At 58.3% G+C, this 19,583-nt stretch carries 19 protein-coding genes and 2 pseudogenes; 8 read left to right on the forward strand and 13 right to left on the reverse strand.

Features of this window, described 5'->3' with window-relative positions; all coding sequences use genetic code 11:
• Nucleotides 1-53: 53 nt before the first annotated feature.
• From B7L09_RS28090 to B7L09_RS28130, 9 genes and pseudogenes are all read right to left on the reverse strand, one after another.
• Nucleotides 54-845, reverse strand: coding sequence for a transporter substrate-binding domain-containing protein (locus B7L09_RS28090; protein WP_094471578.1), 792 nt, complete (start codon nucleotides 843-845; stop codon nucleotides 54-56).
• 159 nt (nucleotides 846-1,004) lie between these two features.
• Nucleotides 1,005-1,274 (reverse strand): heavy-metal-associated domain-containing protein, encoded by a 270-nt coding sequence (locus tag B7L09_RS28095; RefSeq protein ID WP_010456118.1) that lies wholly within the window; start codon nucleotides 1,272-1,274, stop codon nucleotides 1,005-1,007.
• 98 nt (nucleotides 1,275-1,372) lie between these two features.
• Nucleotides 1,373-1,780 (reverse strand): hypothetical protein, encoded by a 408-nt coding sequence (locus tag B7L09_RS28100; protein ID WP_094471579.1) that lies wholly within the window; start codon nucleotides 1,778-1,780, stop codon nucleotides 1,373-1,375.
• A 104-nt stretch (nucleotides 1,781-1,884) separates the two neighbouring features.
• Nucleotides 1,885-2,277, reverse strand: a complete 393-nt coding sequence (locus B7L09_RS28105) for a hypothetical protein (RefSeq protein ID WP_010456114.1) — start codon at nucleotides 2,275-2,277, stop codon at nucleotides 1,885-1,887.
• 85 nt (nucleotides 2,278-2,362) lie between these two features.
• Entirely contained in the window at nucleotides 2,363-3,298 is a 936-nt protein-coding gene (gene copD, locus B7L09_RS28110; RefSeq protein ID WP_010456112.1) for a copper homeostasis membrane protein CopD, read from the reverse strand.
• A gap of 3 nt (nucleotides 3,299-3,301) precedes the next feature.
• Nucleotides 3,302-3,673, reverse strand: a complete 372-nt coding sequence (copC, locus tag B7L09_RS28115; protein WP_010456110.1) for a copper homeostasis periplasmic binding protein CopC — start codon at nucleotides 3,671-3,673, stop codon at nucleotides 3,302-3,304.
• A 55-nt stretch (nucleotides 3,674-3,728) separates the two neighbouring features.
• Nucleotides 3,729-4,505 (reverse strand): annotated as a pseudogene (locus tag B7L09_RS28120) (copper resistance protein B); the annotation flags it as partial.
• 122 nt (nucleotides 4,506-4,627) lie between these two features.
• Nucleotides 4,628-6,328, reverse strand: coding sequence for a copper resistance system multicopper oxidase (locus B7L09_RS28125; RefSeq protein WP_094471581.1), 1,701 nt, complete (start codon nucleotides 6,326-6,328; stop codon nucleotides 4,628-4,630).
• A 159-nt stretch (nucleotides 6,329-6,487) separates the two neighbouring features.
• Nucleotides 6,488-7,192, reverse strand: coding sequence for a murein L,D-transpeptidase catalytic domain family protein (locus B7L09_RS28130; protein WP_094471582.1), 705 nt, complete (start codon nucleotides 7,190-7,192; stop codon nucleotides 6,488-6,490).
• Nucleotides 7,193-7,273: 81 nt separating this feature from the next.
• Here B7L09_RS28130 and B7L09_RS28135 point away from each other — a divergent pair, with 81 nt between their 5' ends.
• Nucleotides 7,274-9,025 (forward strand): L,D-transpeptidase family protein, encoded by a 1,752-nt coding sequence (locus tag B7L09_RS28135; RefSeq protein WP_094471583.1) that lies wholly within the window; start codon nucleotides 7,274-7,276, stop codon nucleotides 9,023-9,025.
• A gap of 68 nt (nucleotides 9,026-9,093) precedes the next feature.
• Here the strand turns inward: B7L09_RS28135 and B7L09_RS28140 are convergent, their stop codons facing one another.
• Complete coding sequence (locus B7L09_RS28140; RefSeq protein ID WP_094471584.1) at nucleotides 9,094-9,561, reverse strand: hypothetical protein; 468 nt, start codon at nucleotides 9,559-9,561, stop codon at nucleotides 9,094-9,096.
• A gap of 110 nt (nucleotides 9,562-9,671) precedes the next feature.
• Complete coding sequence (locus B7L09_RS28145; protein ID WP_094471585.1) at nucleotides 9,672-10,520, reverse strand: LysR substrate-binding domain-containing protein; 849 nt, start codon at nucleotides 10,518-10,520, stop codon at nucleotides 9,672-9,674.
• Nucleotides 10,521-10,628: 108 nt separating this feature from the next.
• Here B7L09_RS28145 and B7L09_RS28150 point away from each other — a divergent pair, with 108 nt between their 5' ends.
• The 5 genes from B7L09_RS28150 to B7L09_RS28165 all read left to right on the forward strand — a co-directional run bounded on the left by B7L09_RS28150 (nucleotide 10,629) and on the right by B7L09_RS28165 (nucleotide 15,331).
• Complete coding sequence (locus B7L09_RS28150) at nucleotides 10,629-11,333, forward strand: haloacid dehalogenase type II (RefSeq protein ID WP_094471586.1); 705 nt, start codon at nucleotides 10,629-10,631, stop codon at nucleotides 11,331-11,333.
• An 18-nt stretch (nucleotides 11,334-11,351) separates the two neighbouring features.
• Nucleotides 11,352-12,143 (forward strand): aldolase, encoded by a 792-nt coding sequence (locus B7L09_RS28155; RefSeq protein WP_094471587.1) that lies wholly within the window; start codon nucleotides 11,352-11,354, stop codon nucleotides 12,141-12,143.
• A gap of 65 nt (nucleotides 12,144-12,208) precedes the next feature.
• A complete protein-coding gene (locus tag B7L09_RS28160; RefSeq protein ID WP_094471588.1) occupies nucleotides 12,209-13,780 on the forward strand; it encodes a sensor domain-containing diguanylate cyclase in 1,572 nt (523 codons plus the stop codon).
• A gap of 142 nt (nucleotides 13,781-13,922) precedes the next feature.
• On the forward strand, nucleotides 13,923-14,075 hold the full coding sequence (locus tag B7L09_RS32955; RefSeq protein WP_255142829.1) for a hypothetical protein: 153 nt from the start codon (nucleotides 13,923-13,925) through the stop codon (nucleotides 14,073-14,075).
• A 20-nt stretch (nucleotides 14,076-14,095) separates the two neighbouring features.
• Nucleotides 14,096-15,331, forward strand: coding sequence for a DUF1254 domain-containing protein (locus B7L09_RS28165; protein ID WP_255142831.1), 1,236 nt, complete (start codon nucleotides 14,096-14,098; stop codon nucleotides 15,329-15,331).
• 53 nt (nucleotides 15,332-15,384) lie between these two features.
• On the opposite strand, the gene B7L09_RS28170 is transcribed toward B7L09_RS28165, so the two are convergent.
• Both B7L09_RS28170 and B7L09_RS28175 read right to left on the reverse strand, forming a co-directional pair.
• A complete protein-coding gene (locus tag B7L09_RS28170) occupies nucleotides 15,385-15,687 on the reverse strand; it encodes a hypothetical protein (protein ID WP_438269356.1) in 303 nt (100 codons plus the stop codon).
• A 140-nt stretch (nucleotides 15,688-15,827) separates the two neighbouring features.
• A pseudogene (locus B7L09_RS28175) lies at nucleotides 15,828-15,953 on the reverse strand (GNAT family N-acetyltransferase); the annotation flags it as partial.
• Nucleotides 15,954-16,097: 144 nt separating this feature from the next.
• Here B7L09_RS28175 and B7L09_RS28180 point away from each other — a divergent pair.
• Nucleotides 16,098-18,668: a bifunctional diguanylate cyclase/phosphodiesterase gene (locus tag B7L09_RS28180; RefSeq protein WP_094471589.1), complete on the forward strand. Its 2,571-nt coding sequence runs from the start codon at nucleotides 16,098-16,100 to the stop codon at nucleotides 18,666-18,668.
• A 43-nt stretch (nucleotides 18,669-18,711) separates the two neighbouring features.
• Nucleotides 18,712-19,506, forward strand: coding sequence for an exodeoxyribonuclease III (locus B7L09_RS28185; protein WP_094471590.1), 795 nt, complete (start codon nucleotides 18,712-18,714; stop codon nucleotides 19,504-19,506).
• The last annotated feature ends 77 nt before the right edge of the window (nucleotides 19,507-19,583 follow it).

Below are 19,583 nucleotides of genomic sequence, written 5' to 3' on the forward strand. Positions count from 1 at the left end.
TTGCAGCCTGACGCAGGCTTCGCCAGCGGCTACCTGAATCGTGGATGTGGCGGTTATTTGGGGGCGGGCGTTGCTATCCATTGGCTGAGGACTTTCTGGTAGTTGCCGGTCACCTTGGCCAGGTGCAGCCATTGGTCGACATACAACTTCCAGGTCATGTCATCGCGTGGCAGCAAGTAGGCCTTCTCACCGTATTGCATGAATTGGCTCGGGTTAACCGCGCACAACCCGGGTTTAAGTTTCTGCTGATACAGCGCTTCCGACGCGTCGGTAATCATCACGTCAGCCTTCTTATTCAGCAGCTCCTGAAAGATCGTCACGTTGTCGTGAAGGCTCAATTTCGCCTTGGGCAGAAACGCGTGGACAAACGCTTCGTTGGTGCCACCGGCCGGTTCAACCAAGCGAACCGAAGGCTGGTTGATTTGTTCGACGGTCTGGTACAGCGCCTGATCTTCGCAACGGACTAACGGGATTTTGCCGTCGACATCCAGTGTGGTGCTGAAAAACGCTTTTTTCTGGCGTTCCAGGGTGACCGAGATGCCGCCCACGCCGATGTCGCATTTGCCGGCCAGCATGTCGGGCATCAGCGTTTTCCACGTGGTCTGCACCCACTCAACCTTGACGCCCAGGCTGTCGGCCAATGAGCGGGCCATGGCGATGTCGATCCCCGAGTATTCGCCGTCCTCGGCTTTGGAGGTATAGGGTTTGTAGTCGCCCGTCGTACACACGCGCAGTTGGCCTTGCTGGATGATGCTGTCCAGATGCGAGGCGCTTTCCTGGGCTTGAATGCCAACACTTAGAGCGAACAGGCCGCTGAGCATCATTGTGCTTTTTATGGTTTTCATTTTTGTCGGGCTTTAGTGATGGAGTGGGGTTGAAGCGGCATTGAGTGTAATAGCTAGAAGCGCATAGGCCGAAAATGAAAAAGGGCGCTCCTTGGCGGGCGCCCTTTGTCGTGTTTAGTGCCTTTCAGAAGCAGAGGCTGTCATCCTGGCCGTTCGGACTCAGTGACAACAGCAACTGGAGCCGCCGCACCCCGACTTTTTCTCGACGCTTTGGGGGCGTTCACCCTTCAACACGCTTGCTGGATACCCTGCCTCATTCAGTGCCGATAACAGGACATCGCTGTCGATGTCCCCGGTCACTTTGACCCGGCCAGACGCCAGGTCGACAGTCACTTCACCAACCCCGGCCAGTGGCAGCAACGCAGCGTTGACGTGTTTGACGCAACTGCCGCAGCTCATGCCTTCGACTTGCAATTCTGTACCGTTCATTGCGTAAACCTCTTTCGCCATGAGTGGCGGTGGTGTGATGACAGGGTTCGATGGTTGAAAGTAAAACCGTCGCTGCATTGCCTATAGGCTTGTGCGCGTCACTTGCTCATCGGCATGTTCATCATGCTCGATTGCTGATCCATCATTTTCATCATCATGTTCATCATTCCCATCTCCATGCCGTCTTTGTTGCCGTCCATGCCCATGCCCATGCCCTTGCCATGACAGTTCTTATGCATCATGGCCATGCTGTCCTTCATCGTCTTCATGCTCTCCTGCATGGCGGCGTGTCGCTCGGCAGGGGTCTTGGCGGCGGCTGCCTTGTCGTGTGCAGCCTGCATTTTTTGCATTTGCTCGGTCATGACATTGTTTTGCATCGGCGTAGCTGCTTCGCTTGTCTTGGCGGGCGCGGTCTGCCCCTCCGGGTGATGCTCATCGACTGCCGAGGCGATAAGTGGGCTGCTCACGAGCAAGGTGGCGAGGAGTGCTTTGAAGTGCGTATGCATGGCAATCTCCAGTGAGTCAGGGACGTACAGGAACTATTGAGCCGCGCTAAAGAGGCGAAGCCAAAGGAGGGGCGGCCGGAACTCCGGACGCTCGGAGAGTGGTTTTAATCGTTGAAGCGAACGAAGCGCAGGCGCGCTGGCGGCCGGGGTGGCGCCGGTCGGTGTAAGGTGAGAAACGCGAACGGAGTCTGGGAGCGGACACTCAGAATCAGCGCAGGCAGCAGAAACAGGACGGCCCAAAGGGCGTGTTCGAAGGTGGGCAAGGTCTGTGCGGGGGGCAGTGCTGTGGCGCTGTGTTCGCAGTATTGCAGGCAGCCGCTGGCATGCTGCTCATGACTATTGTCATGTCCAGCGCTGCTGGTGATTTCATGGGCGGCGCTCAGATCATGGGGCGGCAGGCTAAGACAACCCTGGCTCGCCGCTACCGCAAAGGCTAACAGCCACAGTGCGAGCACTTGGCGGATCAGCAGCGGTAGATGGGTGCGGAGCCCGTGCATGTCTGGTATCCGATCTGAGGGTTATTTTGAGCGTAGCCCTGTGTAGGGGGCTGTCGTTGATCTATATCAAGTGGCGCCCTTTACGTTACTCCGCGGCCATTTCCATCTCTGGACTCAACGTCCCCAGCCAGGCCACCAGCCCAACAATCAGAACGGCCGCAGCCAACTCCATCACCACACTGCGCCGCAGTGCATTCGCCGCTACCCAATACTGCCCGTTGCGCAACGACCTCTGCAAAAACGGTCCAAGGTGAAACCGGTTCAACGCGGCGAGCACCAGCATCCCTGCAAACAAGGTGACTTTGATAAACAGCAAAATCCCGTAGGTGCTTAGAAATAAGTCATCAAGCTCCAGCCCAACGATGAAGAGGTAGTTCACAACACCCGTGACGGTGATGACGACCACAATCAACGCGCCCACCACTTCAAACCTTGTCACTGCGCGGGCCAGCAGCCGGATGCGCTCTTCGGTTTGCAGAACATTGGCTTTCGCCATCAACGCAAGCGCCACTAGCGCTCCCAGCCACACTCCTGCGGCCAGCAAGTGCAGGATGTCGGTGGTGAAATGCCAGACACGGCGGATGCCTTCATCCATCGCGCCATGTCCGTTCCAGGCGAGAGAGGCGAGGGCGATACCGCCAGCAATCGTCGCAACCAGCAAGCCAACGCCAGGGGCACGATGATTGAGCATCACCGCCAATCCACCAACAACCAGTGCGACGATACGCACGACCCAGGCCAGGCCCATGTCCGTTTCCAACACCATCATCTCGAGGTGTGGACGTAACTCGGCAAAGGCCGTTTCACCGCTCATGGCGCTCGCCATCACTACCATGCTCGCAATAGACAACAGCAACCCAAGCGCTGCCGTTCCCGCCAGCATCAACCGAAACGGCAACACCGCGCCCGACACGCGTTCCCGCCCTTTAAGGCTGTACAACCCAAACAGCGGCAAGCCCAACAGCAGCATCAAATCCACATACAAGCCAAACCGCAGGGCAATGCCGATCGAGTCGCTCATTCATCACTTCACTTTGAACGTAACATTGCCGGTAATCGGGTGAGTGTCCGAAGACACCGCGCGCCATTCGACTTTGTAGGTGCCGATGGGCAGTGGCGAAAGCGGGGTGATGACCATGGTTTTCGGGTCGCCGCCGCCGGAGACTTTGGCTTTCATCGGCATGGGGGCGTGGGCCATGCCGGGCATTTCGGTCATGACCAGTTTCGCGCCGGAAAACTGGGTCATGAGATTTTCGGAAAAGTGCAGTTCGATTTTGGCGGGTGCTGCGCCGACTGCACCTTCAGCGGGGGTGGAGGACAGTAATTTCGGGTGGGCTTGAGCGAATGTGCTCAGCAGCAGTCCCAGGGCAACAACGGTGGTTTTGATCATGCGCATGCGAGGCCTCTTACCGTTTTTAACGGTTGGTTTTTGGTTTTTTGCTTACCGTGATTTAGAACCACACCCGGACGCCAAGCACTAGACGTGCTTCGCTGCGGTCTTCGCCTTCGTCGCTGGCATAGTCAGCGGTTTTTCCATAAGACCGATTCCAAGTCACACCTACGTAAGGTGCGAACTCTGGACGGATTTCGTATCGCAGCCGCAAACCAACTTCACTCTCAGACAACCCTGAACCGACTCCACGTTTGGGATCGTTTTTGCCATAGAAATTGAATTCTGCCGTTGGTTGCAAAATCAGCTTATTGGTTAGAAGAATGTCGTAGTTCCCTTCCAGTCGCGCTGCGGTCTGGCCACCTTCACCTAGATAAGCTGTGGCCTGGGCCTCGAAATTGTAGAGCGCCAAGCCCTGGACACCGAAAGCCGCCCACGTTTGAGGATCTTCTGGTTTGAAGTCTTGACGAACACCGCCGACTAGATCCCACCAGGGGCTGATGGAGTGCCCCCACAATGCTTGCACTTCAGCTTTTTCAGTCTTCCCATTGGTGCGCTCGCCTTCGGAACGCAACCACAGGCGGTCGATGTCGCCGCCGATCCAGCCTGACAGATCCCAGGCCAGGACGCTGCCGTTGTCCGCGTCCTGCCATTCGAGTTTGTCGGCAAGGAAATAATAGTTGAGTGCGGTGTCATGCACGCCGTGGCCGGTCGGGCTGGCATACACGGCGGCGCGGTCGGCGTCGGTCAGCGTCGGGATCGGCGTGCGGCTTTCAGTCGGCGCGGCGGGCTGCATCTGGCCGTCATCCATGCTTTGCATCTGGCTGTGATCCCTGCCCGTCTTCGGTACCCTGGCTTGTTTCAGCGGCTGCCGGCAAGACAAAACCAGCGGCTAGAGCGACGGTAAATACAGCTGAGTGCATGCGAGTCCCGCAAAAATAATTGCTCATAGTCGACTCCTTATTCCTCTACACGCACTTCGCGGAACATCCCCATTTCCATGTGGTACAGGAGATGGCAGTGGTAGGCCCAGCGCCCCAGCGCATCGGCTGTCACTCGGTAGCTGCGCTTCGACCCTGGCGGCATATCAATGGTGTGTTTGCGTACAAGGAATTGCCCGTTTTCATCTTCAAGGTCGCTCCACATGCCATGCAAGTGGATGGGATGAGTCATCATGGTGTCGTTGACGAGAACGATCCGGACTCGCTCGCCGTATTTCAGTTTTAAAGGCTCGGCGTCCGAAAACTTCACCCCGTCGAAAGACCAGGAAAATTTCTCCATATGCCCGGTCAAGTGCAGTTCAATAGTTCGACTTGGCTCACGGCCATCTGGATCCTCAAACGTGCTCTTTAGGTCAGAATACGTCAGCACTTTTCGACCATTCTCGCGAAGGCCCATGCCAGGATCATCAAGCTTGGGCGAGGTGGACATGGCTTGCATGTCCACCAGCGGGTTGTCCTTTTCCGTCTCTGGATGAGACTGCATGCCGGCCATGCTGCTGTGATCCATGCCTGCCATATCGCCCATGCTGCTGTGGTCCATGCCGCCCATGCCCATGTCATCCATGGTCACTAACGGTCGAGGGTCCAGGGCCGGGATCGGCGCCGACAAACCTGGCTTCGTTGCCAGCGTACCCCGTGCAAAACCCGTGCGATCCATCGATTGCGCGAACAGCGTGTAAGCCGCTTCGGTCGGCTCGACAATCACGTCAAACGTCTCTGCCACTGCGATCCTGAACTCGTCCACGCTTACGGGCTTAACATACTGGCCATCGGCAGCCACAACAGTCATCTTCAAACCCGGAATACGGACATCAAAGTAGCTCATGGCTGAACCATTGATGAACCTCAACCTAAGCTTTTCGCCAGGTTTGAAGGTGCCCGTCCAGTTGGAGTTCGGCGCGTGGCCGTTCATCAAGTAGGTGTATGTCGCGCCACTGACGTCTGCAATGTCAGTGGGATTCATCTTCATTTCGGCCCACATCTTGCGGTCAGCGACGGTAGCTGACCAACCTTTGTCAGCTACGTCATGGATGAAATCACTGACTGTGCGCTTGTGGGTGTTGTAGTAGTCAGACTGCTTCTTCAGTGTTTTCATCATCGAAGCCGGATCTTCATCCGTCCAGTCGGTAAGCATCACCACGTATTCACGGTCATACTCAAACGGCTCGGGCTCTTTCGCGTCGATTACCAGTGGGCCGTACACACCTACTTGTTCCTGGAAGCCGGAGTGACTGTGATACCAGTACGTTCCGTTCTGCTTGACCTTGAATTGATAGACATACGTGCCGTTAGGCTCGATCCCATGGAAGCTCAGGCCCGGTACGCCGTCCATGTTGGCCGGCAGCAAGATGCCGTGCCAGTGAATGGACGTGTCGACTTTGAGCTTGTTCCTCACCCGCAACGTCACCGTGTCGCCTTCGCGCCAGCGCAGCAGCGGGCCGGGAATGCCGCCGTTGATGGCCATGGCGGTGCGCGGGTTGCCGGTGATGTTGACCGGGGTTTCGCCGATCGACAGATCGAAGTCGGTGCCCGTCAACACCTGAGGTTCGCCAGGGCTGGTGATTGCCCAGACCGGCGTGCGCCATAAGCCGAGGCCACCGAGCAGTCCGCCTGCGGCCAGCCCTTTCACGAAGGTGCGTCTTGTAGTGTTGGAATGCATGCCGTTGTGTTCCCTGTCCGTCAGCTTGGAGCTAGCTTGACGATGAGGCTAACGAGCGGTGCCTTAAAAAGGGCGCTCCTTGGCGGGCGCCCTTTGTCGTGTTTAGTGCCTTTCAGAAGCAGAGGCGGCGATTACCGTTCTGCAAGCCTCACACGTTGTTCACTTGCGGACAGTGGTGTTGGAGGTTGACGCCACCGTGCCGCTGCCACAATTGATATACGAGGAAGACTTCAACCAACGCTGATCCGGATAGTAAGAAAACAACAGCTGCCCACCCTTCATCGAATCAATCAGCCGACGAGCAACCGCCGGTCTGACCGCCGGGCAACCGAGGCTCCTGCCAATCCGCCCATTCGCACGGGCCAGGACCGGACTCACATAAGGCGCGCCATGAATCACGATGGCCCGGTCAAACGCGTTGTCATTGAAACCCGGCTCAAGGCCTTCCATGCGTAGCGAGTAACCGTTCTGTCCGACATAGCTCTGCTGGGTGCGATACAACCCGAGGCTGGTGGCGAAGCTTTCATTCTGGTTGGAGAAGTTGACGGCCATGTTTTCGCCGCTATTGCGTCCATGGGCGACCAGTTCATGAAACAGCAACTTGCGCTTCTTTAAATCGAACACCCATAAACGTTGCTCGGTCGAAGGCAGGGAATAATCAATAACCGCAAGTCTTTGGACAGGAGCTTTGCCTTGAGCGATGCTGCATTGCGAGGCGCGAACGGCGAGGTTGATGACGTTGGCGTTAGCTTTCGGGGCCGCTTTGATGAGGGCGGCCGCGAGCGAATCGGCGTAGGCTGACGGTACGGACATTGCAGTCAGTAGCAGGGCCGAAAGTAGATAGCCAAAACGTAGTGGCGCCATATAGATGTCTCATCATGTTAAGTTCGAGTCTAGCAGTGCGTGGGAAGCTAGCTGTTGAATGCGGGGGATTAAGGATTATTCATGGTGCTTTTAACAAGGTTATTCGTCATAAGCCGCGTATTTTTTATGGGCTTTCTGATAAGCGGCACAGCACTTGCGGAAACGTCGTCGATTGAGCCGCTAAATGCACCTACCTCCACAATCGAGGCCGCAGCGGACGATAACGTCGGTCAAGCGATTCAGGCCTCGCTTGAACCGCTGAAAACTGCATTTCCGCCGCTGCTGACCGCACCACGCAATCGGCGGGTGGATGTCAGCCGTCTGGTCATGGATTTTTATACGCATCGTGCCTACCGCGCGGCGTGGACCAATGACAGCGATGTCGCGCAATTGATCGCCAGCCTGAACGCGACTGAGGCCGACGGCTTGACCCCGGCGGACTTTCATATCGATGAATTGGTCCGGTCGCAAACCACGATGCAGACGACACCGGTGACGCCCGAGCAGCGGGCGGCGTTCGATATGGCGACCACGCATACGTTTATCACCGCGCTGCTGCAGTTGCGGCGGGGCAAGGTCGACCCTTCGCGGCTCGACATTCACTGGAATTTTGATTCGAATGGCGTCGATCCACGTGACGACGTCAATGCTTTCTTCGCCGCACTCGACAATCACGACGTGGCCAAGGCTTTTGCCCAGGCACCGCCGCAAGAAGCGGTGTACGTCGGTTTGCGTCAGGCCTTGGCGCAATTGCGCGGCATTCGGGACCGGGGCGGCTGGCCGAAAGTGGTGGTCGATCATTCGCTCAAACCGGGCATGGATGAACCGGCGGTCGCGCAATTGCGCGCGAGGATGGTCGCGGCCGGTTTTCTCGATCCGCGATTGATCCACGGCACCCAGTACGACGGGGCCGTCACCGCAGCGGTGAAAAAGTATCAGAACGAGCAATACCTGAGTGCGGACGGCATGGCAGGGGCGACAACACTGGCAGCGCTGAACGTGCCGGTTGATGCGCGCATCGACCAGGTCCGCGTGAACATGGAGCGCGCACGTTGGCTGCTCTACAAACTCCAGGGCACGTTCGTTATCGTCGATATCGCCGGCTACAAAGTGGCGATGTACCGCGATGGCCTGCCGATCTGGCGATCCCGGGTGCAGGTCGGTAAAGCGGCGCGCAATACCCCAATCTTCCAGGCGCAGATTACTTACATCACGTTTAACCCGACCTGGACCGTACCGCCAACGATCCTCAAGGAAGATATGCTGCCGAAGGTGCAGAGCAATCCCGGCTACCTCGCGGCCAACCGCATTAGAGTGCTGGATCGCGAAGGCAATGTGCTCGACCCGTCGACCGTCGACTGGAGCAACCCGCGCGGCCTCACGCTGCGTCAGGATGCCGGGCCTGACAGTTCGTTGGGCCAGGTGGTGATCCGCTTTCCCAACGACTATGCGATTTACCTCCACGACACGCCGCACCGCGAGTTGTTTGCCAAAACCGTCCGCGCAACCAGCTCGGGCTGCATTCGGGTAGAGAATCCGCTGCAGCTTGTGGAGTTGTTGTTCAACGACCCGGTCCGGTGGAACAGCGAAGGTATTCAAAAGCAGTTGGCCAGCGGCAAGACCGAGAACATTCGGCTTCCGGTGAAAGTGCCGGTGTTGCTGGCGTACTGGACCGTGGATTTGGGCAGCGACGGGCGAGTGGCGTTCAAGCCTGATGTGTACGGCTACGATGCGCCGGTGTTGCGCGCGCTGAATCGGCCGTCGCCGCTGCCAGTACTGGATTTGCATTCGGCGGTGGGATCGGTGGTGGCGACGGGACCGGCGCGGCAGTAGGGGATTGGACTTGATAGTAAGTCCGTCCCCTTGGTTTTGGTGATCTGTCTTCGTTGTTCGTCTGGGTGTTAAAGCTGCATACCTTCCTGCACCACCGAAAGTAGACTGCTCTCCGTCAACGCAACCGCATCCAGTTGCTGTCCGGCCTGCTCAATCACCTGCAACCACCAATGCGTCTCGCCATGCTCGTCCACTGTGCGCAACAGCGCGAGTTCTTTGTCTGTCGAGTGAATCTCGACACGCCCAGCGCCATCTTCAGTGAAGCGCGCAACAGGGTCGAAGATGATGCAGTGCTCATTGCCTTCGATCAGAAGCTGGTCGATCGCGTAATCGAAAGTCGCACCTTCTGAATCGCACTCGAAGACATGTGTCGGATTGCGTCGCAGAATCAGGCCTACCTCAGTCAGCGGCTTCAGCCACGCCTCGATCTGCTCATATAACCCGTAGACTTGGCCGGGCCAACTGTCGATCATCTGATCTGCGCTGGTAGACCGGGTCTGTTTCAGCTTCGCCGCGAGTTCGTCTGCCTTACTCATTTCTATTCCCTGTCGTGATGTAAGAGTAATCGTAGCTCCTTCACTGCCATCCGGGCTTTGCCCTGCGTCATGTCAGCGACACAAGCGTGACAAATCATTTCTACTCACACTCAGTTGCCCAAGACCGCCAACTCCTCCCGCAAAAACTCCACCAGATCCCGCTGCAACCCCGTCAACGCGCCCTCGCGGCTGATCAACGCCAACTCCGTCGGCGGCAACTCCGGCAGATCGGTGCACACGCTGTGCTCCGGCAACACCGCCGAAGCCGGCAGTACGGAAATCCCCAACCCCGAAGCCACCGCCGCCTGGATTCCGGTCAAGCTATGGCTGCCAAACGCAACACGCCAGGGGCGCTGTGCCACGTCCAGCAAGCGGATCGCTCGCTGGCGATAAATGCACCCTTGTGGAAACAACGCCAATGGCAACACGCCGTTGGCCGAGTCGACCCCCGCGCCTTTGACCCACACCAGCACTTCCGGCCACGCCGCCCAGCATGGTCCGCTGTCCGGTTCGCGTTTGACCAGGGCGATGTCGATCTCACCCGATGCGAGTTTTTGCTTCAGATCCGTGCTCATGCCGCTGACCGTATCCAGCCGGGCTTGCGGTCTGGCGCGATTGAAGCCGGCGAGGATCAGCGCCATACGCCGCGCATCAAAGTCCTCCGGCACGCCGATGCGCAGGATCTCCAGATCCAGGTCGCAGGCCAAGGCTTCAACCGCTTCAGAAGACAGGGCCAGCAAGCGTCGGGCGTAGTGAATCAGCAGTTCGCCATGCTCGGTGACGTTGACGTTCTGCCCGGTACGGTCGCGCAGGAGCAGGGGATGACCGACCAATTCTTCCAGTTTGCGAACCTGTTGGCTCACGGTGGATTGGGTTCGATGCACACGTTCGGCGGCGCGGGTGAAGCTGCCTTCATCGACCACGCAGACGAAGGTCTTGAGCAATTCAAGATCAAGCATGGTGACCTCCTTGATATTTGATTTTCGACTGACTAGTCGATATTAATTTAATTTCACACTATCACTGACGGCTCGTAATCTGAAGATCACCGTTCAGAGGATACAAACATGACACTCAAAAATACCCCGCGCCCCGAATGGCTGACCTTCGATTGTTACGGCACGTTGATCCAGTGGGATGAAGGCCTCAAGGCCGTGGTCGCTGAGATCCTGCACGACAAGGGCGACCACAGCGTTGAAGCCGATCGCCTCATCGAGGTCTACGACCGGCATGAACACCGGCTGGAGCAGATCCCGCCGCATCGCTCGTTTCGCCAACTGAGCACGCTCGGGTTGCAGCTCGCTCTGGAGGAGCTGGGCTTGGCGAGCCTGCCCGAAGACAGTCAGCGGTTGGCCGGGGCGATTCCGCGGATGCCGCCGTTCCCTGAAGTGATCGAGACCCTCGCGAAACTCAAGGCGATGGGTTTCAAACTGTGCATCGTCTCTAACACCGACGACGACATCATCGCCGGCAACGTTGCGCAGCTCGGCGGACATATCGATCGGGTCATCACTGCGCAACAGGCCGGGGCCTACAAGCCGAATCCGCGACTGTTTGACTACGCTCACGAGCAGCTTGGTGTCAGCCGGGATCAAGTGGTCCACATCTGCGCCAGCCCGACACTGGATCACGCCGCTGCCCGAGACATGCACTTTCGCTGCGTGTGGATTGACCGTGGCACGGGTCGGCAATTGCTGCCGGACTACCGACCCGATGCGATATTGAGCACGCTGGATCAGGTTGTACCTTTGTTCACATCCCTCGGCTGGTAAAAACACGGAGACCTCGCCATGGCCCACACCCTTGCAGGCGGTTCGCGTTCCGCGCGTTATGCCGATCTCAACCTGGATTCACTAGCCGTCATCACCGCCCGCACCGAGTTGGCCGCGTGTTTTCAACTGGCCGCGCTGCATGGCCTGGAGGAGGGCATCTGTAACCATTTTTCGGCGATGGTGCCGGGCCGGGATGATCTGTTTTTTGTGAATCCCTACGGGTACGCATTCGCCGAGGTGACGGCGCAGAATCTGCTGGTGTGCGACTTCCACGGCAATGTCGTGGACGGCGAAGGGCAGCCCGAGGCGACTGCGTTTTACATCCATGCCCGACTGCACAAACAGCTGCCGAGGGTGAAAGTGGCGTTCCACACTCATATGCCTCACGCCACGGCGTTGTGCTTGCTGCAAGGTCCCCCGCTGCTGTGGTTGGGCCAGACGGCGCTGAAATTTTACGGCCGCACGGCGGTGGACGAAAACTACAACGGCCTGGCCCTCGATGATTCCGAAGGCGACCGGATCGCCAGTGTCATGGGCAACGCCGACATCCTGTTCCTCAAGAACCACGGGGTGATTGTCGCCGGGCCGACCATCGCCGAAGCCTGGGATGATTTGTACTATCTGGAGCGTGCCGCGCAAGTGCAACTGATGGCCATGGCGACCCAGCGCGAACTCAAACCGGTGCCCCACGACATTGCCCAGCGGGCCTACGAGCAAATGCGCCTGGGCGATGCCGAAAGTGCTCGCGCGCATTTGCACAGTGCGATGCGGCGGCTAGCCAAAGGACAATTGCCCCTCACCCCCGCGTAGACTAAGCTCACAAAAATTAAGGGCTTTGGGCCTTTGCCCATGCCTTGCCCTTACAGGACGAGCTTTTGCCTATCCTCACTCAAGACCCGCAGCAAACTTCGGACGGCGCTTTGAAACGGTTATCTCTGCTCAAGGCAGCGGTGCTGTTTATCGCGACGGTGTGCCTCTGTCTCTGTGGTCTGCTTTATCTGCAACTGGAGCAATCGCGGCGCCACGCGCTGGATGTGGCGCAAGTCGCGTCTTCGAACCTGGCTCGCGCCATGGCACAGCAGGCCGAAGACACCTTTATGAAAGCCGACCTGGTGTTGACCAGTCTGGTGGACTGGATTCAGGTCGATGGCTACGGCGCGGCACAAAAGCCACGCTTGCAGAAAGTCTTCGCCCGGCGGGTGCAGGCGCTCGACCAATTGCACGGGATATTTCTGTTCGACAAGCAAGGGCAGTGGGTCGTGACGTCGTTCGATGATTTGACCCGCGGTCCGGGCGTGTCGGATCGAGAGTACTTCACGTTCCACCAGCAGAACGCATCGACCCTCGCCCACATCGGGCCGGCACTTCGCAGTCGGGAAAATGGCGAGTGGATCATTCCGGTGTCCAAACGGGTGAACGACAAGAACGGCAACTTCCAGGGCGTGGTGTTGGCCGGAATCAAAATGGCCTATTTCGATCAGTTCTTCAAAAGCTTCAGCATCGATGACAATGGCTCGATGTTTTTGGCGCTGACCGACGGCACGCTGCTGGCGCGAAGGCCGTTTGTGGAAGCGCAGATCGGTACGTCCCTGGCCAAAGGCGAAATCTTTCAGAAACTCTTGCCCAACGCGCCCGCCGGCAACGCGATGATCAGTTCGGTAGTCGATGGTGTTGTCCGTTTGTATGGCTACCGTCAACTCGAGGCCTATCCGCTGGTGGTCTCGGCGGCATCCTCCAGGGATTCGATTCTCAAGGATTGGTACGGCACCGCGTTTCAGTCCTGCGTCATCGTTGCCCTGGTGGTGCTGGGTGTGGGCCTGTTCGGTTGGGTGTTCGTTCGCCAGGTGCGCGTTGGCGTGCAGGTCGAGGCCGATTTGCGCAAGGCCAAGGAAGCACTGAAGCTGATCGCGACTCACGACAGCCTGACGGGTCTGGCCAATCGCCGACTCTTCGAACAGGCGCTGGACATCGAGTTTGGGCGAGGTGCCCGGCAGTCGAGTTCGCTAAGCCTGATCATGCTCGATATCGATTACTTCAAACGCTACAACGATGCTTATGGCCACGTAGCAGGGGACCACTGCCTGGCGGAAGTGGCACGGGCAATCAAGAGTTGCTGTCACCGCAAAGCCGATCTGGCGGTGCGTTATGGCGGTGAGGAGTTTGCGGTGCTGCTGCCTGACACCGACCTTCACGGTGCGTTGGTAATTGCCGAACAGATCCGCCGCAGCGTCATGGACAAGAACATCACCCACAGCGGTTCACCCACCGGTTTCGTGACAGTCAGCCTTGGCTGTTACGCGTTTGTGCCGACCGGGCGCGACAGCATCGAAGTGTTCATCGAGCGAGCGGATGCGGCGTTGTATCAGGCCAAGCATTCGGGTCGAAACCGTGCGGCGGTGTTGTCGATGGAAGGCGGGGTGGAAGCGCTGATGCGCTCCGACCGTTGAGGCATTTCGTGCAGTTGTTTCAGGCCTGTAACAGTCACTCGTCCGTCTGTCTTTCTATCAGTTCCGTCTGTTTTCATCGTCTAGAGTTGCGGTAGCTCTGTCGAACCCGACAGGGTTTCCCACAGCACGGACAATCGCCAAAATGTTGATCACTCAAGCATTGAAAGCCGTTGCTCTAATTCTTGCAGTTTCCGTTGTATTGCCGCTGTCCAGCCAGGCTCAAACGAACGTCACGCCGCAAGAAGCCAACGTCTTTGTGACGTTTGCCTACCTGTATTTTTACCCGTTGCTCTAATTCTTGCAGTTTCCGTTGTATTGCCGCTGTCCAGCCAGGCTCAAACGAACGTCACGCCGCAAGAAGCCAACGTCTTTGTGACGTTGCCGCAGTACCCATCCGAAGACTTCAAAGCCGTGGTGCAGTCGAACGTCGACACGTTGTACTCCATCGCCTGGCTCGATTTGACCAAGGAGCCGCTGGTGATTACCGCACCGGACACCGCCGGGCGTTTTTACGTGTTGCCAATGCTCGATATGTGGAGCGAGGTGTTCGCCTCGCCGGGTGGACATGAGACGGGCACACAGTCCAATGAGTTTCTGGTGACACCACCGGGATGGACCGGAACGGTGCCGGCGGGCTTGAGTCAATTGCCGGCGCCTACGTCCTTCATCTGGGTCATCGGCCGCACCGAGGTCAGTGGGGCAGTGGACTATGCGACGGTGAACAGGATTCAGGCTGGCTACACCGTGACGCCGTTGTCGCAGATCGGCAAAAGAGCCGAGCCGGTCGCCATCCATGCTCGTGTGGTCACGGCGGGTAAGACGCCGCCAAAAATTCAGATCGATACGATGTCAGCGGCCGATTACTTCGTCTACGCCGCCGCGCTGCTCAAAGTGCATCCGCCCCACATCACCGATCAGCCGATACTGGCGCAAATGCAGCGCATTGGTATCGAGGCCGGCAAGCCGTTTAATTTCGATGCAATCGATCCCGATGTCCAGGCGGCACTTCAAACCGTGCCCCAGGAAGCTCAGGCGCTGATGAAGTGGAAGGTTGCAACCCTCGCGCGCGTGGTCAACGGTTGGTCGATGAATACCGACACCATGGGCGTCTATGGTAACTACTACCTTAAACGCGCCATCGTTGCGCAAGTCGGGCTCGGCGCCAACCTGCCAGAGGATGCGATTTATCCGTTAAACATCGGCGATGACAAAGGCAGGCCGCTCGACGGTTCTAACAAGTACGTGCTGCATTTCGACAAGGGAGAGGTGCCGCCCGTAAGTGCTTTCTGGTCGATCACCCTGTACGACTCTGAAGGGTTCCAGGTCGGCAACGAACTCAACCGTTTTGCGGTCAGCAGTTGGATGCCGTTCAAGACCAATGCGGATCAATCGTTGGATATTTACTTCCAGAACGAAAGTCCCGGCAAGGAACTTGAAGCCAATTGGCTGCCCGCGCCAAAAGGTCCGTTCAACTTGACGATGCGCTTGTACGGACCCAAGCCCGAGGCGCTTAACGGTAAGTGGGAGCCACCCCCCGTCAAGCGGCTATGAAGGTGTCGTATGAAAGCAGGCCGCGATGTTCATCACGGCCTGCTTTTATGCGTTCAGCTGCCTGTTCCACCTCCAGCCCCACCGGTACCACCGCCGGCAGCACCGGTGCCGCCGCCCGCGCCGGAACCTGAACCGCTGGCCCCACCGCTGGTGCCGGTACCGGAGCCACCACCCGAATCCGTACTGTTTCCGGAGGAGGGCGAACCGGGGGTGTTATCGGGCGGCATGGTCGAACCGCTGGTAGCGCCGGATTTCGTACCGGTCGCATCAGCACCATCGCCGGAGGCCGCAAAGGTGGCCGCCGAAGCGGCGCTCAGCAAACCGGTCAACAACAGGGTGGTGATGTTGATGTTCATCAGTCCACGTCTCCAATGATGAGTCGTTACCGCTGATGGTGTGACGGGCCGGGCGGAAGGTGTTGGCGGGATGACGAATGGTCGATGGTGCGTTGCTTCTCGGGTTCGGAGCAGGCGCACTCCCACAGTGACTCAAAGTGTTAACGAGGGCTGTATTCAGCCAGTTTCTTCTCAAGATGCTCCCGCACCACCGGCCACTCCTCATCAATGATGCTGAACCGCACCGAATTACGCTTGCGGCCATCCGGCATGATCCGTTCGTGGCGAGAGGTTCTCGGCATTAAAAGGTTCGCGGGTGATGCGCGCCATTACAGGGTAGCGGCTGTCGATTGGCAATAGTCGTGACGCGATGTTGGACCCTGGCTGCTATGGTCAATGGACGCAGGCAATCGATTGACAGGATCCCATGCATGGAATTCACCGCGCCGACCGCCGCCGCACCCGCGCGCCATACGCCGATCACACGGAACCTGGTCTGGTCCGTCGGGCTGGTGTTTGTATTGGGGGTGCTGATTGCCTTGGTTGCCTTGTTCAACATTGCCGGCCGGCTCGATGCCCGGGATCTGGCCAAGACCACGTTCTACACCCAGCGTGCGCTGGAAAACCGCATCTCAGCCTCAAAAAACTACGTCGCCAGTTATGCAACCTGGACCACCGCCTACGATCATTTGAATGGCGAAGTCGATGCACAGTGGGCTTACGTTGAGCAGAACATGGGTAAAACCCTGTTCACCATGGATCATTACGACGGCGTTTTTGTGGTCGACCATCAGCGAACCAAATACGCCGTGGTGCGCGGCCTTCAGGTCCGGGACGACGCAGCGGTCCGGCTGTCGATAGCGATGGCGGCACTGATCAAGGAAGTGCAGGGCCAGGAAAGCCTGCTTGTCCCCATCAGCCGGTTCACGCTCTTCGAGGGCCAGCCCGCGCTGTTGACGGCGGCGGCGATCGTGCCCAATGACGAAAGGCCGGCGGTCGATCCCCAAAGCACGTCGGTGCTGGTGTTCGTCGATCAATTGAGTCCGGAAAAGCTCAGCGCCTTGAGTGCCGACTATGGTTTGCATGACTTGAGCCTCGCACCTGACAACACCCTTGCTCCCGGTCAGCCCGCGGTGGCACTCACGGGTACCGGCTACAGCCTGGTCTCGCGGCTCGAACAACCAGGCCATCAGCTGCTTTGGTCACTGCTACCACCCCTTGGCGGCGCGCTGTTGATTCTCGCGTTATTGACGGCTTACTTCTTTCGTTATGTATTGCGCACGTCGGGGCACGTGGATGCCAGTTACATCAACCTCGATTTGTCTAACCAGGCGCTGGAGGCCAGTGAAGAGCGTTTTCGGGCAGTGGCCGAGGCCGCTTCCGACTGGATCTGGGAAATCGATGACCAGCATCGGATCACGTACCTGTCGGGGCGTTTCGGCGCCGTCACCGGTTTTTCCGATCAGCAATGGCTGGGGCAGGACATCGAGCAGCTGCTGTATTGCGATACCACGCCGTTGTCACTGTGGCTGAACAAACTCAACGAAGAGCACAGCGTCAGTCATCTGCGCTGTTCCTATCGCGATCAGTCGGGGCAGCAACGTGTCAGTCGGGTGTCGGCGCGACCGATCCACAGCAAAGGCGCAGTGCTGGGTTACCGCGGCACGGCCAGCGACATCACCGATGAAGTCGCCGCCCATGCGCAAATCCAGCATCTGTCGTTGCACGACGCGCTGACCGGCCTGCCCAATCGCAACAAACTCGCGCGTTACCTCGAAGACGCTTTGGTGCTGAAGGAGCATTCGGCGCCGCTGACGTTGTTGATGATCGACTTGGACAACTTCAAGCCGATCAATGACTCTCTTGGTCACCCGGCCGGCGATGCGGTGTTGCTGGAGGTGGCCACCCGCTTGCGTGAATGCACGCGCGACATTGACCTGGTCGCACGACTGGGCGGCGACGAGTTTGTGCTGGTGCTCAATGGCATGGACATCCACACGGAAATCGACCGGATCTGCGAACGTATCCTCGAAAGCCTGCACCAGCCGATCCACTATGACCATCACACGCTGCACATCGGTGCGAGCATCGGCATCGCCTTGAGCCGACGTCAGGGGCACATGCCGGAGGAGTTGATTCGATGTGCCGACATCGCGCTGTATCAGGCCAAATCCGACGGCAAGAAAACCTGGTGCTATTTTGCGCCGCACATGAACGATCAGATCCAGCATCGCCGCAAACTCGAAAACGACCTGCGCCAGGCGATCAAGAACAACGAGTTCGTGATGCACTATCAGCCGCGTTATCACGTCGATGGCAAGCAGATCGTCTCGGTCGAAGCGTTGCTGCGCTGGCAGCATCCGGTGCAGGGATTACTCAGCCCCGACTCGTTTATTCCGTTGGCCGAGCAGACTGATCTGATCGTGCCCTTGGGGCGCTGGGTTTTACGTGAGGCGTGCGAGACGGCACTGACCTGGCCGGGTGAGTTGATGGTGTCTGTCAACCTGTCGCCTGTGCAATTCGTGCGCAGTGACGTGGTGGAGGATGTCAGGGAGGCGTTGATCCAGAGTCGTTTGCCTGCCAGTCGACTGGAGCTGGAGATCACCGAAAACGTGATGCTCAACGATGTCGACGGTGCGCTCGCGACCATGAACGCACTGAAGGAATTGGGTGTGCGTTTGAACATGGACGACTTTGGCACCGGTTATTCGTCGCTGGGTTACCTGCGCACGTATCCGTTCGACGGGATCAAGATCGACAAGCGCTTTATCTCGTCCATGAGCGGCACCGGTAACGACCGTGCGGTGGTGCAGGCGATCATCAACCTGGGCAAGGCCATGGGGCTGACGGTGACCGCAGAGGGCGTCGAGACTCTGGAACAACTGGACTTCCTGATCTCGGACGAGTGCCATGAGGTGCAGGGTTTCTACCTCAGCCGGCCGATGGAAAACCAGGCGCTGCTGCCATTGCTCAAGGCATCGCGTGATGAGCATCCGTTGTAACGGGGGACCTTTAGTCGCCTGTATCCGTTGCGAGCCCCGGCCTATGAAAAACCTGAAAATCGCCACTTTCAACGTCAACGGCATGCGTGCCCGGCTGCCGAATCTGCTGGCCTGGCTTGAGCGGGAAAAACCGGACATTGCCTGTTTGCAGGAGCTCAAGTCGGTCGACAGCGCATTCCCGGCCGCCGAGCTTGAGGCCATTGGCTATGGCGCCATCTGGCAAGGCCAGTCGTCGTGGAACGGGGTGGCGATTCTGGCCCGTGATGCGCAACCTTTGGAGAGCCGGCGCGGCCTGCCGGGAGATGACGCCGACACGCACAGTCGCTACCTGGAAGCTGCGGTGCACGGGATTCTGGTGGGCTGCCTGTATTTGCCCAACGGCAATCCGCAACCCGGGCCGAAATTCGACTACAAACTGGCGTGGTTCGAACGGCTGATCGCCTATGCCAAGGACCTGCAGAGCAGCGAACATCCGGTGGTGCTGGCCGGCGACTACAACGTGGTGCCCACCGACCTGGACATCTACAACCCGCGCTCGTGGCTCAAGGACGCCTTGCTGCAACCGGAGAGTCGCGAGTGTTACCAGCGCTTGCTGGATCAGGGCTGGACCGATTCCCTGCGTCATCTGTACCCCGAGGATCGGCTCTACACCTTCTGGGATTATTTCCGGCAGCACTGGCAGAAAAACTCGGGGTTGCGCATCGATCACCTGCTACTCAATCCGGCGCTGAGCCCCTATCTGCACGAGGCCGGGGTCGACGCCTGGGTGCGCAACGAACCGCACGCCAGCGACCATGCGCCGACGTGGATTCGCTTGAGTTCGCGCAAACGGCGTTGATGTTCAGAGGGTGGGCGATTGGCTAAATCAATTGTCAGTCGAACCGCTTTATCCCTTATACATGGCGCCCATCGGCG

It is taken from the genome of Pseudomonas mandelii (assembly GCF_002251635.1).
GTDB lineage: Bacteria > Pseudomonadota > Gammaproteobacteria > Pseudomonadales > Pseudomonadaceae > Aquipseudomonas > Aquipseudomonas mandelii_B.

Excerpts from the sequence above, each read along its gene's own strand:
- B7L09_RS28095 (WP_010456118.1), bottom strand. The coding sequence starts at position 1,274 with ATGAACGGTACAGAATTGCAAGTCGAAGGCATGAGCTGCGGCAGTTGC.
- copC (WP_010456110.1), bottom strand. The coding sequence starts at position 3,673 with ATGCGCATGATCAAAACCACCGTTGTTGCCCTGGGACTGCTGCTGAGC.
- B7L09_RS28090 (WP_094471578.1), bottom strand. The coding sequence starts at position 845 with ATGAAAACCATAAAAAGCACAATGATGCTCAGCGGCCTGTTCGCTCTA.
- B7L09_RS28105 (WP_010456114.1), bottom strand. The coding sequence starts at position 2,277 with ATGCACGGGCTCCGCACCCATCTACCGCTGCTGATCCGCCAAGTGCTC.
- B7L09_RS32955 (WP_255142829.1), top strand. The coding sequence starts at position 13,923 with ATGTTGATCACTCAAGCATTGAAAGCCGTTGCTCTAATTCTTGCAGTT.
- B7L09_RS28100 (WP_094471579.1), bottom strand. The coding sequence starts at position 1,780 with ATGCATACGCACTTCAAAGCACTCCTCGCCACCTTGCTCGTGAGCAGC.
- copD (WP_010456112.1), bottom strand. The coding sequence starts at position 3,298 with ATGAGCGACTCGATCGGCATTGCCCTGCGGTTTGGCTTGTATGTGGAT.
- B7L09_RS28140 (WP_094471584.1), bottom strand. The coding sequence starts at position 9,561 with ATGAGTAAGGCAGACGAACTCGCGGCGAAGCTGAAACAGACCCGGTCT.
- B7L09_RS28170 (WP_438269356.1), bottom strand. The coding sequence starts at position 15,687 with ATGAACATCAACATCACCACCCTGTTGTTGACCGGTTTGCTGAGCGCC.
- B7L09_RS28130 (WP_094471582.1), bottom strand. The coding sequence starts at position 7,192 with ATGGCGCCACTACGTTTTGGCTATCTACTTTCGGCCCTGCTACTGACT.
- B7L09_RS28180 (WP_094471589.1), top strand. The coding sequence starts at position 16,098 with ATGGAATTCACCGCGCCGACCGCCGCCGCACCCGCGCGCCATACGCCG.
- B7L09_RS28150 (WP_094471586.1), top strand. The coding sequence starts at position 10,629 with ATGACACTCAAAAATACCCCGCGCCCCGAATGGCTGACCTTCGATTGT.
- B7L09_RS28185 (WP_094471590.1), top strand. The coding sequence starts at position 18,712 with ATGAAAAACCTGAAAATCGCCACTTTCAACGTCAACGGCATGCGTGCC.
- B7L09_RS28145 (WP_094471585.1), bottom strand. The coding sequence starts at position 10,520 with ATGCTTGATCTTGAATTGCTCAAGACCTTCGTCTGCGTGGTCGATGAA.
- B7L09_RS28125 (WP_094471581.1), bottom strand. The coding sequence starts at position 6,328 with ATGCATTCCAACACTACAAGACGCACCTTCGTGAAAGGGCTGGCCGCA.
- B7L09_RS28135 (WP_094471583.1), top strand. The coding sequence starts at position 7,274 with ATGGTGCTTTTAACAAGGTTATTCGTCATAAGCCGCGTATTTTTTATG.
- B7L09_RS28155 (WP_094471587.1), top strand. The coding sequence starts at position 11,352 with ATGGCCCACACCCTTGCAGGCGGTTCGCGTTCCGCGCGTTATGCCGAT.